Origin of the sequence: Micromonospora nigra (assembly GCF_900091585.1) — a bacterium.
Lineage (GTDB): Bacteria > Actinomycetota > Actinomycetes > Mycobacteriales > Micromonosporaceae > Micromonospora > Micromonospora nigra.
On the sequence record NZ_FMHT01000003.1, the window covers coordinates 2379437 to 2392741 of the forward strand.

The following is a 13305-nucleotide window of genomic DNA, read 5'->3' on the forward strand; positions in this document are numbered from 1 at the left end:
GGCCGGAACGCGCCGAGGGGTGCCGGGAGCGGAAGCCGGATCCGGCCGGTCAGCTCGTGACGTCCTTGCGGGTGAAGCGCCAGAACGCCAGCCCCCAGAACAGCGTCGCGTAGCAGACCGCCGACACGGTCCCCCGCACCACGTCGTCGGTCTGCACCGGCGTCGACAGCAACCCCAGCCAGGCGGTGCTGAAGTGGGTGGGCAGGAACGCCCGGATCGCGCCCAGCGCGGTGATCTGATCCAGGATGCTGGACAGGATCCACAGCAGCACCGCGCCGCCCACCGCGCCGAGCGCGGCGTCCGTGGTCACCGACAGCAGGAACGCCAGCCCCGCCACCACCAGCAGCACGATCGCCAGGTAGCCGAGCACCGCCAGCAGCCGCAGCAGCCCCTCGCCCGGCTCCAGCTGCGCGGCGACGGTGCTGCGCAGCGGCTCCCAGCCGTAGCGCAGGGTCCCGATCAGCAGGGCGGTGCCGGCGAGCGTCACCACCGCCAGGCCCGAGTACGCCAGCGCCACCAGCAGCTTCACCGCGAGCAGCCGGGCCCGGGGCACCGGCACCGCCAGCAGGTAGCGCAGGCTGCCCCAGCTCGCCTCGCTGGCCACCGTGTCACCGCAGAACAACGCCACCACCACGACCAGCAGGAACGAGGCGGAGACGAAGATGGTGAACAGGGTGAAGTTCAGCCCGCCGGAGGTGGCGAACTCGACGAGGCTGCCGAACTCGCCCCGGCCGTTGTCGTCGTCGCCGGTGTCGAACTGGAAGGCGATCAGGATGATCAGCGGCAGCAGCACCATGAAACCCAACGCCAGCTGGGTCCTGCGCCGCGACGCCTGCCGGCGGAACTCGGCGGCGAAGGGCAGGGTGGCCGACGGCCGGTAGCCGGCCGCCGCCCCCGACGGCGAGAACCGGCCCGGCGCCTGCTGCGTGGCCCCGCCGGTCGGGTCCCCGCCCGCCGTCGGCTGCCCGGTCGATCCCGTCATCACCGGTCTCCACTTCCGCGCGAGTTCTCGCCCACCAGGGCGAGGAAGGCGTCCTCCAGCCGGCGCCTCGGCACCACCCGGTCCACTCCGATGCCGGCCCGGACCAACTCGGCCACCACCTCGCTGCGGGCGGTGCCGTTGGTGTCCACCACCAGTTGCCCCTCGGTGTCCGGCAGCACCCGGACGCCGTCCAGGCGGCCCAGGACGCTCCGCGCAGCCGCCGGGTCGGAGACGTCGAACAGCACGCTCGGCGACTCGCCGACGATCTCCTCGACCGGCCCCGAGGCCACGATCCGGCCCTTGTTGACCACGACGGCGTGGGTGCAGGTCTGCTCGACCTCCGCCAGCAGGTGACTGGAGACCAGCACCGCACGCCCGTCGGTGGCGTAGCGCTGGAGCACCCGGCGCATCTCGGCGATCTGTGGCGGGTCCAGCCCGTCGGTCGGCTCGTCGAGCACCAGCAGTTCCGGCAGGCCCAGCATGGCCTGCGCGATGGCGAGGCGCTGCTTCATGCCGTGGCTGTAGTTCCTGATCCGGCGGTGCACCGACGCCCCGAGCCCGGCGATCTCCAGCGCCTCGTCGAAGTGCGCGTCCTGCCACGGACGGCCGGTCGCCCGCCAGTACGCCTTCAGGTTCTCAAGACCCGACAGGTGCGGCAGGAAACCGGGCCCCTCGACCAGGGCACCGATCCGCGAGAGCACCGGCGAGCCGGGCACCAGCCGGTGACCGAACACGTAGATCTCACCGGCCGTGGGCTGGGTCAGCCCCATCAGCACCCGCAGGGTGGTGGTCTTGCCGGCTCCGTTGGGGCCCAGCAGACCCACCACCTGGCCCGGGTGCACCTCGAAGTCGACCCGGGACACCGCGACGAAGCCGTCCGCGTACTCCTTGCGCAGCTCGCGTACGGCCAGCGGGACGTCCGCGTACGCCGGATGCACGGAGCTGTCCTGGCGACGGTGCCGGCGGCGCAGCAGCGCGACGAGCACGACGAGCCCCACCGCGATCGCGGCGAGCAGGCCCGCCAGCACCCAGCGCCAGATCACGGCGGTGGTCGGGATCACCGTCCCGTCGACCGTGGGCAGGACCACCGGGCCGTCCCCCGCGGCGACGGTGTAGACGGTCGGCTCGACCGGCGTGGCGTACGCCTGGTCGGAGGTGGCGACCACGAGCCGCAGCCGGTGCCCGGCCTCGATGCGGCGCACGATCGCCGGCAGCGTCACCGTGACCGGCCGGGCGGCCGAGACGTCGGCGGGCAGGCCGGTGAGCCGCACCGGCGCGACCAGCCCGTTCGGCAGGGTCGCCGCACCGTCGGGGCTGACGTCGTAGAGCTTGACGAAGAGCACCGCCTCGCCGGTCGGCGAGGCCGCCCGGATCGACACGGTGGGCGCGCCGACCACGTCGACCGCATCGTCCAGCGGAGCCGACTCGAACCGGGCGTGCTGGCCGGGGATGTCGCCGGCCACCCCGCCGAGCAGCGAGGACAACGCCCCCGCGAACGGCACCGAGGAGATCGCGGCCGGATTGCCGTCCGGCGGGTTCGCCACCGGCTGCGCCGGGCCCGACACGGCCACCTCGCGGCGACCGTCACCGGACGTGCCGGGGTAGTCGGAGGTGCGGTAGCCGGTGGCCACCAAACCCCGGTCGAGAGCGTCGAACCCGGCGATCCGGGACCAGGTGAAGTCGTCGCCGGGTGGCTCGCCCGCACCCTTGACGTAGTGGTCGAGCCACTGCACGGTCAGGAACCTCACCCGGTCGGAGTCGGTCTGCGGGCCCTCCCCCCCGTCGTGGCCGCCGGTGAACCAGGCGACCCGCACCGGGGTGCCGTTCGCGGCGATGCCCCGGGCGTTGGCGTCGGCCTCACTCAGCGGGAACAGGGTGTCCGCCTCCCCCTGCACCAGCAGGGTGGGTGCGGTGATCCGGTCCAGCACGCCGGCCGGGCTGCTGCGCCGCAACCGGTCGACCGCCGCCTGGTCGGCCCGGCCGGTGGTGGCGATCCGCAGGTACGCGGCGCACACGTCGGCCGCGAACCGCCCACAGGCCGGGTCCGCCGTACGGGCCGGAGCGCCGGTCGGCCCCGTTCCCGGGCCGGCGCCCGGACCGGGGCTGGGCGGACCGGCGTCGGCGGGCGCCCCCTGCGGCTGCTCCTCGGTGCTGCCGGAGATCCCGGCCGGTCCCGAGCCGACGTTGCCGCCGCCACCGAAGAACAGGCCGGCCCAGCCCTTCTTGAACACGCCCTGGGTCGGGTCGCCCCCGGTGCTCTCCGGCAGGAAGGCGCGGGACAGGTCGTTCCAGGTGATCATCGGAACGATCGCGTCGACCCGCTGGTCCTGGGCGGCCAGCAGCAGGGCCAGCCCTCCGCCGTACGAGCCGCCGACCACGCCGACCTTCGGATCCCCCTCGGCGTCGGTCGCGACCTCCGGCCGGGCGGCCAGCCAGTCGAGCAGGCGCTGCGCGTCGCGTACCTCGTGGTCGGGGTCGTCCAGGTGGATCTGACCGCCGCTGCGGCCGAACCCGCGGGCCGTCCAGGTCAGCACGGCGTAGCCACGCCCGGCGAACTCCTCCGCGTCGGTCCGCACCGACTCCTTGGTCCCGCCGAAGCCGTGCGCCAGCAGCACGGCCGGAACCCTCTCGCGGGCGGAAGCGCCCTCGGGGAGGTAGAGCGTCGTGTCCAGGTCGACCGGTTCGTCGCCCGACGGCCCGGAGCGGACCGTGAGCATGGCGGCCTCGGTGCGCACCCGGGGATCCTGCGGGCGTGCCAGCCAGGCCACGGCGGCGGCGAGCAGCACGACGACCACCGAGGCGGCGACCACGCGCCGCCGGGTGGACAGGACGCGCCGCACCCGGGCGGCCGACAACGGCGATCTCATGCCGCACACGCTACGGCCCGCTTCCTGAACGTTAGCTGGGATCCGCCGTCCGGCCAGCCGAGCGACCCGATCGGCGCTCCGACCAGGCCACCCGATCCACGTCCGTCACCGTCCCAGCGAGTTGAATTCGGATCACGTGAATTCCGATCTTCCTCGGAAATCAACCTTCATCCATCCATCTCGCCCCCTCCGGACCCACCCAGCGTGTCCACCGGATGAGCGACTGGTGACTTCGCGCCAAGTGACACGCAACTGACTGACGGTGGGCGGGAACAGACCAGCACAAGTCGACTAGTTTTCCGGTCCGGTGCACGGGACCACCCCGCACCCGCCGCCCTCTCCCGCCCGCCGGAGGAGACAGACCCATGACAGTCCCCGCGCCGCGGGTCCGTCGCCGACCCTCCCTGCCGGGCCGCGCGCTGCCGATCCTGCTGGTCGTGGCCGTGCTGGCACCGCTGGCCCTGCTCTTCGGCCAGACCTGGCAGCTCATCGGCGACGACCGGGACCTGGCCGCCCGCGAACGGCTCGGCGTGGAGTACCTGCGCGCCCTGGGCCCCGTCACCGACGCCCTGGCCACCGCGCAGACCGCCGCCGTCTCCGGGCAACCCGGCAACGGTGCGGCACTGACCCGCGCCGTCGAGGAGGCCGCCGCCGTCGACGCGCGGCTCGGCGAGGAACTGCGCACCCAGGAGCGCTGGGCGGGGCTGCGGGCCCGGATCGAGGCGCTGCGGGGCCGGGCACCGGGCGACCCGGTGGCGGCCTTCACGGCGTACGGGGAGGTCACCGACCTGCTGTTGGAGCTCTACCGGAAGGTACGGGAGAGCTCCGGCCTGATCCGGGACCCCCGCACCGACTCGTTCTTCCTCCAGGACGCCGTCGGACAGGACCTGCCGACCGCCGTGGTCGCCGCCGGCCGGCTGTCCGACCTGGCCCTGCTCGCCACCCGCAGGCCCGCCGCCGACCGGGACCGCACCCTCGCCGAACTCGCCGGCCAGCGGACCGCCACCCTGGCCACGGCCACCGGGGTCGTCACCGACCTGCGTGCCGCGCTCGACACCTCGGAGAGCACCGACCTGGGCACCAACGTGCTCACCCCGCTGGACACCTACCAGCGGTCCGTCGAGGCGATGGCCGCCTACTCGCAGCCCACCGGCCGCGGCAGCACGATCGATCCGGGCCCCCTCGGCGCGGCCCGGGCCACCGCCCAGTCCACCGCCACCGACCTCGGCCCCGTCATCCTCGACGAACTCGACGCGGCGCTCGCCGACCGCGTCGACGGCCTCGACACCGATCGCCGGCTGGCCCTGGCCGGAGCCGCCCTGGCCCTGGTGCTGCTGGCCGCGCTCGGCGGCGTGCTGGTCGCCGCCGCCCGCCGGGCCGCCCGACGCGCCGCCGAGGCCCGCCGGCAGCAGCAGGCCCAGCGGGAGGCCGAGATCCCGTCGACCGTCGCACCGTGGTCGGCGGAGCCGCTCACCCCGGCGATCGCCGGACGCGAGCCCGAACCCACCCAGTGGAGGGCCTTCGATGCTGCTCGGTAGGCTCCGGATCCGCGGCAAGCTCGCGCTGCTGGTGGTCATCCCGCTGCTGAGCATGGTGATGCTCGCCGTGCCCGTGGTCCTCGACCGGGTCTCCGCCGCGCAGCGCGCCGGCGAGATCGCCGAACGGGTCCGCGTCGCCAGCCGGATCGGCAGCCTCGTGCAGGACCTGCAACAGGAACGCATCCTCTCGGTCGGTCTGCTGCTCGGCCGGGTCGACCGCACCGAACTGGTGCTCAAGTCGGCCACCGTGGACGACCGGGTCGCCGACCTGCGCGCCGAGCGGGGCGAGCAACTGCCGGCCGAGGTCGACGCCGCACTCGACGCCGTCCGCACCCTCACCGACGTCCGCACCGCGGTGCTCGCCGGGGTCGCCACCCCCTACGACGTGTTGGCCGCCTACAGTCCGGTCAACCTGGGCCTGATCACCGCACTGCGCCTGCCCTTCCAGGTGGACACCAACACCGCCGCCGGGCAGCAGGTGCTGGCCCTGGACGGGCTGCTGCGCGTCGACGAGGCGCTGGGCCGCTGCGCCGCACTCATCGTGCTGGTCAAGGCGACCGACGACCCGCAGGCGATCCTCGGGTACGCCGCCTGCATGGCCGCCCTGAACGTGGACAACCAGCGGTTCCGTAGCCTGGTCACCCCCGAGCAGTTGCAGCTCGCGATGCTCAACGACGCGGCCGTGCAGGCCCGCACCAGCCCCGACTTCCTCCGGGCCAGCATGGTCGACCCGACCGGCGCGGTGCGGGACGTGCCGCTGGACGCCCTCTTCCCCGCGGCCCGCACGATGATCACCCTCGGCCAGTTCGTGGAGAAGAAGATCGTCGCCGACGTCATCGCCGAGGTGAACGACGAGCAGCGACGCGCCCTGACCGCCGCCTGGCTCGTCGGCAGCGCCGCCGCGCTGATCCTCGCGGCGGTGGTGCTGCTGAGCGCGGCGGTGGCCCGCACGGTCGCCCGGCCGCTGACCCGCCTCACCCTGTCCGCCGACCGGGTGGCCCGGGTCGCCGAGGCCGAGCTGGTACGGGTCGCCGACGACGACGCCGAGTCCGTTCCGCCCGTCCGCCTCGACACCGTCGACGTGCGGGCCCGGGACGAGATCGGCGACCTGGCCCGGGCCTTCGACCGGGTGCAGACCACGGCCGCCCGGCTGGTCGAGCGGCAGGTCGCCGGCCGGCGCAACGTCGCCCAGATGTTCGGGCACGTCGGGCGGCGCACGCAGAACCTGGTGGGCCGGCAGATCGCCCTGATCGACCGGCTGGAACGGCAGGAGACCGACCCGGGCCGGCTGGAACACCTGTACCGCCTCGACCACATCTCCAGCCGCCTGCGCCGCAACGCCGGCAACCTGGTGGTGCTCTCCGGCTCCACGGGTGCCGACCCGCACGTGACGCCCGTCCCGCTGGGCGACGTCGTCCGGCTGGCCCTCGGCGAGATCGAGGACTTCACCCGGGTCGACGTTCAGGTCCCCGCCGGTCTCTCGGCCGCTCCCGGCACCGTCGGTGACCTCGTGCTGGCCCTGGCCGAGCTGATGGAGAACGCCACCGCGTTCTCCCCACCGCACACCCGGGTGGTGGTCGGCGGCGAACTGACCGACACGGGCGCGCGGCTGACCGTGGTCGACCACGGCATCGGCATGTCCGAGGAACGACTGGCCGAGGAGAACGCCCGGCTGACCCGGCGGGAACGCCTCGACCTCGCCCCCACCGAGGTGCTCGGGCTCTTCGTGGTGGGCCGGCTGGCCCGCCGGCACGGTTGGGCGGTGGAACTCGTCCCGACCACCGGCGGCGGGGTGACCGCCCGGATGGACATTCCTGAGGCGTCGTTGGTGGTGCGGCGTGCCGACCGGGTCGGCGCGACCGTGGCCCGGGCGGCGGTGCCGGCCCGCGACCGGCGCTCCCCCGCCGGTGCGCCCGACACCGCCCGGGGCGGGCTGGCGCTGACCGCGGTTCCCGCGGATCAGCCCCCCGCCCCGGCCGCCTTCGAAGACTCCCTGCTCAGCCGCGCGACCCGGAGCATGGCGGCCGGCGAGACGTGGGACGCCTTCGCCACCGGAACCGCCCCGGCCGAGCAACCCGACGGCGGGGACCCGGAACCGCCCGCCACCTCCCGCACCGGCCGCCGAGCGGCGCCCGTCGCGGGACGACCCCCGGCCGACCTCGGCCCGGACGCCGCGCCGTCGGCCGTCGTGGCCCTCGCCCCGGCGGCCGGGCCCGGCGGCGCACCGGCCGCCCCGCACGCCCTGACCGGCGCGGGCCTGCCCCGCCGGCCCACCGCTGCCCCCGCCACGACCGGCACCCCCGCCGGAACCTTGGGCGGGCCACCGGCCGACGCCACGGGGTTCGGCACCGCCGGCGTCCGCCGGCGGGTGCCCGGGGCCAGCCTGCCGCCACCCGGCCCGCAGGTCCGGCCGGTCGACGCCGTCGGCACCGACGCGGCGGACGCCCGCGCGCTCGTCGAGGCCGTCGAGTCCGGGGTACGCCAGGCCGAACGCACCGGCGGGCAGCCCTCCGAGGGTGCCGGACGGGCCCCGTTGAGCCGTCGGGTGCCCGGCGCGAACCTGTCCGTGACGGCACCCAGCGCGCCACGGCCCAACGGCCACCCGGGGGACCCCAGCGAGGTCCGCCAGCTCGTCAGCGAATTCGAGGCGGGCGTCGCCCGCGCTCTGCGTGAAGTCAGTCCAGATCGCCAGAACGAAGAGGGATCGACACGGTGACCAGCCCCTTCCTGCACGACAACCTCGACCAGCAGAACCCGCCGGGCGCGGCCGGTGACCTCAGCGCGGAGGCACGCACCTTCAACTGGCTGCTGGACTCCTTCACCTCCAGCACCGCCGGGGTGCTGGAGGCCATCGCCGTATCGTCGGACGGCCTGCTGATGGCCATGTCGGCGATCAAGGACCGGTCCAACGCGGAGCGGCTCGCGGCGGTGGTGTCCGGCATGACCAGCCTCGCCGGCGGCGCGGCGAGCTGGTACGCGCTGGGCGGCCTGAACCGCGTCATCGTGGACATGGCCGAGGGCTACCTGCTGATCAGCGCGATCAGCAGCGGCTCCGTGCTGGGGGTGGTCGCCGACCGCTCGGCGAACCTGGGCACCGTCGCGTACGAGATGACCCTCTTCGCCGGCCGGGCCGGCGGCGCCCTCACCCCCCGTCTCATCGCCGAACTCAAGAACTCCGTCCAGCAGTGACCTCCGACGTCGGCGGCGCGGATCCGGACCCGGTGGTCCGGATCCGGCCCTACCTGCGCTCGTCCGGCCCGGCCGGCGACGCGGGTCGGGCGGGCGCGCCGACGGCCGGCGGACCGGACCCGGAGTCCGACGGCCCCACCGGGCCCCGACCGTTCGTGCTGACCGCCGGACGGGTCGCCGGGGCGGACCCGGCGATCGGGTTGGAAACCCAGGTCACGGCCCGGGCCACGACCGGATCGTCCCTGCTCACCCCCGAGTCCCAGGCGATCGTCGCGCTGTGCGGCGAGCCGATCTCGGTCGCGGAGATCTCCGCGAAGACCCGCCTGCAGTTCGGCGTCACCCGGGTCCTGGTGGGCGACCTGCGCGCCGCCGGGCACCTGGACGTGCACGTCAGCGACGTCGACGACGCGCTCGACCCCGACATCATCCTGCGAGTGATTGATGGACTCCGTGCGATCTCCTGACTGGCCGGTGGTCCCGCTGGGCGGGCTGACCGCCAACAGCGCCACCGCCCGCTACGGCGGGTCGACCCCGCCCCCACCCGCCGTCGGCCGGGCGGCGCCACCACCGGCCACCGGGCCGGCCGCCGCACCGCCCACGGCACCGCCGATCCCGGTCAAGATCCTGGTCGCGGGTGGCTTCGGGGTCGGCAAGACCACCACGGTCGGCTCGATCTCCGAGATCTCCCCGCTGACCACCGAGGCGGAGATGACCAGCGCCGGGATCGGCGTGGACGACCCCGGTTCCCGGGCCGACAAGACCACCACCACCGTCGCCATGGACTTCGGGCGGGTCACCATCGACCGCAGCCTCAAGCTGTACCTGTTCGGCACGCCGGGGCAGGCCCGGTTCGGGTTCATGTGGGACGACCTGGCGCGGGGTGCCCTCGGCGCACTGGTCGTGGTGGACTCCGCCCGACTCGACGACTGCTACCCGGCGATCGACTTCTTCGAGCAGGCGGGACTGCCCTTCGTGGTGGGAGTCAACGCCTTCGACGGCAGGCTGGCGCACGATCTCCCGTCGATCCGGTGGGCACTGGCCATCGGCGAACACGTGCCCCTGGTTCGGTTCGACGCCCGGGACCGGCTGTCGGTGCGGGACGCCCTGCTGGTCGTGCTCGACCGGGCCCTGGACCGGGCCACCGGGGGCAGGGACGCCTGACCCTGGTCAGGCAGGTGACCGGGGCGGCTAGGGTCGGGCGGTGGCGCAACCCGACCTGATCCTGACCGCGCGCCTGCGGCCGGCCGCGCTGGACGCCCGACGGGGCGTCGTCCGGCTGCACCCGGAGGTGCTCACCGCGCTGGCCCTCCGCCCCGGCGACCCGGTCCGCCTGACCGGCCGGCGGGTCACCGCCGGCATCGTCGCGGCGGCCGGGCCGACCGCCGCCCCCGCCCTGCTGCACGCCGACGACCTGCTGCTGGGCAACCTCGGGGTGCGCGACGGCGGGCAGGTGACGGTGAGCCCGCTCCCCGTCGTCGCCGCCCGGCGGGTGGTCCTCGCCGGCCCGGCCGGGGTCGTCGCGGCGGTCTCCCCCGAGATGCTGCGACTCGCCCTGCTCGGCAAGGCGGTGACCGCCGGTGACGACGTCTCGCTGCTGCCGCAGGACGTGCAGCCGGACGCCTCCACCCGTTCCCTGGTGGAGGCGGCCCGCCGCAGCCTGTCCAGCCGCGTCGGCTACGCCTGGACCAGCACCCTGCTGCGGGTGGTGGCCGCCGAACCGGGCCCCGGTGCCCTGGTCACCATGGACACGCTGGTCGGCTGGGAGCACGGCCCCGCCACGCACGGCCCCGACGGCGCGCGGCCGACCGAGGCAGGACGGCCGACCGGCGCAGGACGGCCGACGAACCACGCCCCGGGCGGCGGTGCCGGCGGCGCGGCGACCGCATCCCGGGGCCGGGCCGACCCGGGGGTCGCGGCGGCGGACGGTCGCGACGCCGTCGGGACCGCTCCCGCCGATGCCGACGCCCCCTCCCTGGAGGACCTGCCCGGCCTGCGCAGCCAGGCGCAGGAGCTGACCGAACTGCTCGATCTGGGCTTCCACCACAGGGAGGTGCTGGGGCGGCTGGGCACCACCGTCTCGCTCGGGGTGCTGCTCGCCGGGCCTGCCGGCTCCGGCAAGTCCGCGCTGGTCCGGGCCGTCGCGGCCCGGGTAGGGGCCCGGATCCGGCCGGTGTGGGCACCCGAGGTGGCCGCGCTGACCAACACCGCCGCCGCCGAACGGCTGCGCGCCGCCGCCGCCGACGTGACCGGCGACGGGCCGGCGGTGCTGCTGGTGACCGATGTCGAGGCGCTGGCCCCGGCGGAGGAGGCCGGCCCGGTGGCGACCGTGTTCCGCCAGGTGCTGGCGGAGACCGTACGGGCCGGAGCGGCGGTGGTCTGCACGACCGGCCGCCCGGAGGCCGTCGACCCGGCGCTACGCGCGCCGGACCTGCTGTCGCTGCGGATCACCGTCCCGCTGCCCGATCCGGCGCTGCGCCGCGAGCAACTGGGCGTGCTGACCCGGCAGGTGCCGCTGGCCGAGGACGTCCGGCTGGACGAGGTGGCGGGCCGTACGCCCGGGTTCGTCGCCGCCGACCTGGCCGCGCTGGTGCGGGAGGCCGGCGTGCGGGCGGCGCTGCGGCAGAAGTCGGCCGAGACGCCGACGGTGGCGATGGCCGACTTCACGGCCGCGTTGGAGGTGGTGCGGCCCACCACGATGGCCGGGTCGACGCTGGAACTGGCGTCGGTGACCCTGGACGACGTGGGCGACCTGGTCGAGGTGAAGCAGACCCTGACCGAGTCGGTGCTGTGGCCGCTGACCTACCCGGACACGTTCGCCCGGCTCGGGGTGCAGCCGCCGCGCGGCGTGCTGCTCTACGGCCCACCGGGCTGCGGCAAGACGTATCTGGTCACCGCGTTGGCCGGGTCGGGGCGGGCGAACGTGCTCTCGGTCAAGGGCGCGGAGCTGATGTCGAAGTGGGTCGGTGAGAGCGAACGTGCCGTGCGGGAGCTGTTCCGCCGGGCCCGGGAGGCCGCGCCGACGCTGATCTTCCTCGACGAGGTCGACGCCCTGGCACCGGTACGCGGCCAGGCCACCGACGGGGGCACCGCCGACCGGGTGGTGGCCGCGCTGCTGACCGAGCTGGACGGGATCGAGGCGCTGCGCAACGTGGTGGTCGTCGGCGCGACGAACCGACCCGACCTGGTCGACCCGGCCCTGCTGCGCCCCGGCCGGCTGGAACGGCTGGTGTACGTGCCGCCGCCGGACGGTCCGGCCCGGGTGGAGATCCTCCGGGCCGCCTCCCGGGGCGTGCCGTTCGCCCCGGACGTCGACCTGTCCACGCTGGGCGAGGAGCTGGACGGCTTCTCGGCGGCGGACTGCGCGGCGCTGGTCCGCGAGTCCGCGTTGGCCGCCATGCGCGAGTCGCTGTCCGCGTCCACGGTCACCGGCGCGCACCTGGCCGCCGCCCGGTCCCGGGTCCGGCCGTCGCTGGATCCGGCCCAGGTCGCCTGGCTGGCGGCGTACGCACAGCAGCGGGCGGGCTGAGCCGCGCACCGTGGGCGGCGGCGGACCGGGTCGGCCCGGAAGGCCGATCAGGGCGCCGGCGGAGTCGAATCCAGACAGATCTCCGCCCGCACGCCGCCGTCCTGGTCGTGGAACTCGGCCCCGCACTTCGCCAACGCCGACAACGCCCCGGGATTGTCCCGCGTGGTCTCGGCCACCACTCGTCGCATTCCGGCCGCCGCGGCCAGGTTCAGCAACTCCCGCAGGGCCGCCGGGCCGATGCCCTGGCCCCGGGCGGAACGCCCCAGCCACAGGCCCGTCTCCACGGTGCCCGGCTCGTCGCGGCGGGTCATCCGGATCATGCCGACCACCTCACCGCCGGCGAGGATGGCGTACATGCGGGTACGCGTCGGCCCGTCCAGACCGGCGAAGCTGGCCCGGTGGAAGTCGCGGAACGCCTCCCGGCGGGCGTGCGACCAACCGGCCGGCGCCTCGACCGGTGGCATGACGTCGGCAGGCTCGGCCTCGGCAGCCGCCACGGACAGCAGCGACTCCAGGTTCCGCTCGTCCACCGGCTCCAGCCGCACCGTTCCCGTCACGTGCCGGAGTCTGCCCGCCCCACCGGCCCACGTCCAGCCAGTTGACGGTGAACTGCCTGGTCGGCCGACCCGGAGACCCGACGTCAGCGGCGCCGGCTGCGGGCCCGCGACGAACGCAGCCGCCGCAGCCGGCCGACCAGCACCGGGTCGGCGGCGAGCGCGGCCGGATTGTCCAGCAACGCGTTCAACAGCTGGTAGTAGCGCGTGGCGGACAGGTCGAAACGGTCACGGATGGCCTGTTCCTTCGCGCCGGCGTGCCGCCACCACTGACGTTCGAAGGCGAGGATCGCCTGGTCCCGCTCGGTCAGGCCGCCGGTGGGGGCGTCCTCGGGTGCGGCGTCGCCGCTCCGCTCGCTGGCGACCAGGTCGGCGGGAGTGGCCGGGGCGGCCCGGGGCGCGGGCACCGAGGGCGTCGCGGGGTCGGGCGACGGCCGGGGGGCGGGCACGGTGGCGGGACGGTCACCTCCGGCCCGCTGGCCGGGGGCGGCCTTCCCGGCCGGCGACGGCTCGGGGGCGCCCTCTCCGGCCGGCGACGGCTCGGGGGCGGCCTCTCCGGCCGACGACGACTGCTCGGGAGTTGCCGGGGCGGCGTCGGGCTGCATGGCGCTCCTTGACGGCGGGCCGGCTCGGCGGCGGGGCGGCCGGC

10 protein-coding genes are annotated in these 13305 nt (G+C 75.3%); 6 read left to right on the forward strand and 4 right to left on the reverse strand.

Annotated features, from left to right (window positions below; all coding sequences use genetic code 11):
- Positions 1–49 precede the first annotated feature (49 nt).
- The gene (locus tag GA0070616_RS10155; protein ID WP_091079941.1) at positions 50–982 is read right to left on the reverse strand and encodes an ABC transporter permease; all 933 of its coding nucleotides are present in this window, start codon (positions 980–982) and stop codon (positions 50–52) included.
- Complete coding sequence (locus tag GA0070616_RS10160) at positions 982–3849, reverse strand: alpha/beta fold hydrolase (RefSeq protein WP_091079945.1); 2868 nt, start codon at positions 3847–3849, stop codon at positions 982–984. The genes GA0070616_RS10155 and GA0070616_RS10160 overlap by 1 nt, the downstream gene beginning before the upstream one ends.
- A gap of 365 nt (positions 3850–4214) precedes the next feature.
- Here GA0070616_RS10160 and GA0070616_RS10165 point away from each other — a divergent pair, with 365 nt between their 5' ends.
- Genes GA0070616_RS10165 through GA0070616_RS10190 form a run of 6 tightly spaced genes read left to right on the forward strand, consistent with a single transcriptional unit; the run spans position 4215 to position 12102 of the window.
- Positions 4215–5387, forward strand: coding sequence for a hypothetical protein (locus GA0070616_RS10165; RefSeq protein WP_091079949.1), 1173 nt, complete (start codon positions 4215–4217; stop codon positions 5385–5387).
- Positions 5374–8103, forward strand: coding sequence for a sensor histidine kinase (locus GA0070616_RS10170; protein WP_091079952.1), 2730 nt, complete (start codon positions 5374–5376; stop codon positions 8101–8103). The genes GA0070616_RS10165 and GA0070616_RS10170 overlap by 14 nt, the downstream gene beginning before the upstream one ends.
- The gene (locus GA0070616_RS10175) at positions 8100–8576 is read left to right on the forward strand and encodes a roadblock/LC7 domain-containing protein (RefSeq protein ID WP_175440026.1); all 477 of its coding nucleotides are present in this window, start codon (positions 8100–8102) and stop codon (positions 8574–8576) included. The genes GA0070616_RS10170 and GA0070616_RS10175 overlap by 4 nt, the downstream gene beginning before the upstream one ends.
- The gene (locus GA0070616_RS10180) at positions 8573–9040 is read left to right on the forward strand and encodes a DUF742 domain-containing protein (RefSeq protein WP_091079955.1); all 468 of its coding nucleotides are present in this window, start codon (positions 8573–8575) and stop codon (positions 9038–9040) included. Before GA0070616_RS10175 ends, GA0070616_RS10180 begins: the two co-directional genes overlap by 4 nt.
- Positions 9018–9737 carry a GTP-binding protein gene (locus GA0070616_RS10185; RefSeq protein ID WP_091079959.1) on the forward strand — a complete coding sequence of 240 codons (720 nt, stop codon included), beginning with the start codon at positions 9018–9020 and terminating at the stop codon, positions 9735–9737. Before GA0070616_RS10180 ends, GA0070616_RS10185 begins: the two co-directional genes overlap by 23 nt.
- Positions 9738–9777: 40 nt before the next feature.
- The gene (locus tag GA0070616_RS10190) at positions 9778–12102 is read left to right on the forward strand and encodes an AAA family ATPase (protein WP_091079962.1); all 2325 of its coding nucleotides are present in this window, start codon (positions 9778–9780) and stop codon (positions 12100–12102) included.
- Positions 12103–12149: 47 nt separating this feature from the next.
- Here GA0070616_RS10190 and GA0070616_RS10195 read toward each other — a convergent pair whose 3' ends face one another.
- Positions 12150–12659, reverse strand: coding sequence for a GNAT family N-acetyltransferase (locus GA0070616_RS10195; protein WP_091079966.1), 510 nt, complete (start codon positions 12657–12659; stop codon positions 12150–12152).
- 83 nt (positions 12660–12742) lie between these two features.
- Positions 12743–13261: a DUF3263 domain-containing protein gene (locus GA0070616_RS28700; RefSeq protein ID WP_245712721.1), complete on the reverse strand. Its 519-nt coding sequence runs from the start codon at positions 13259–13261 to the stop codon at positions 12743–12745.
- Positions 13262–13305 lie beyond the last annotated feature (44 nt).

Coding starts and splice junctions, on each gene's coding strand:
- GA0070616_RS10155 (WP_091079941.1), bottom strand. CDS start 982: ATGACGGGATCGACCGGGCAGCCGACGGCGGGCGGGGACCCGACCGGC.
- GA0070616_RS28700 (WP_245712721.1), bottom strand. CDS start 13,261: ATGCAGCCCGACGCCGCCCCGGCAACTCCCGAGCAGTCGTCGTCGGCC.
- GA0070616_RS10160 (WP_091079945.1), bottom strand. CDS start 3,849: ATGAGATCGCCGTTGTCGGCCGCCCGGGTGCGGCGCGTCCTGTCCACC.
- GA0070616_RS10165 (WP_091079949.1), top strand. CDS start 4,215: ATGACAGTCCCCGCGCCGCGGGTCCGTCGCCGACCCTCCCTGCCGGGC.
- GA0070616_RS10170 (WP_091079952.1), top strand. CDS start 5,374: ATGCTGCTCGGTAGGCTCCGGATCCGCGGCAAGCTCGCGCTGCTGGTG.
- GA0070616_RS10185 (WP_091079959.1), top strand. CDS start 9,018: ATGGACTCCGTGCGATCTCCTGACTGGCCGGTGGTCCCGCTGGGCGGG.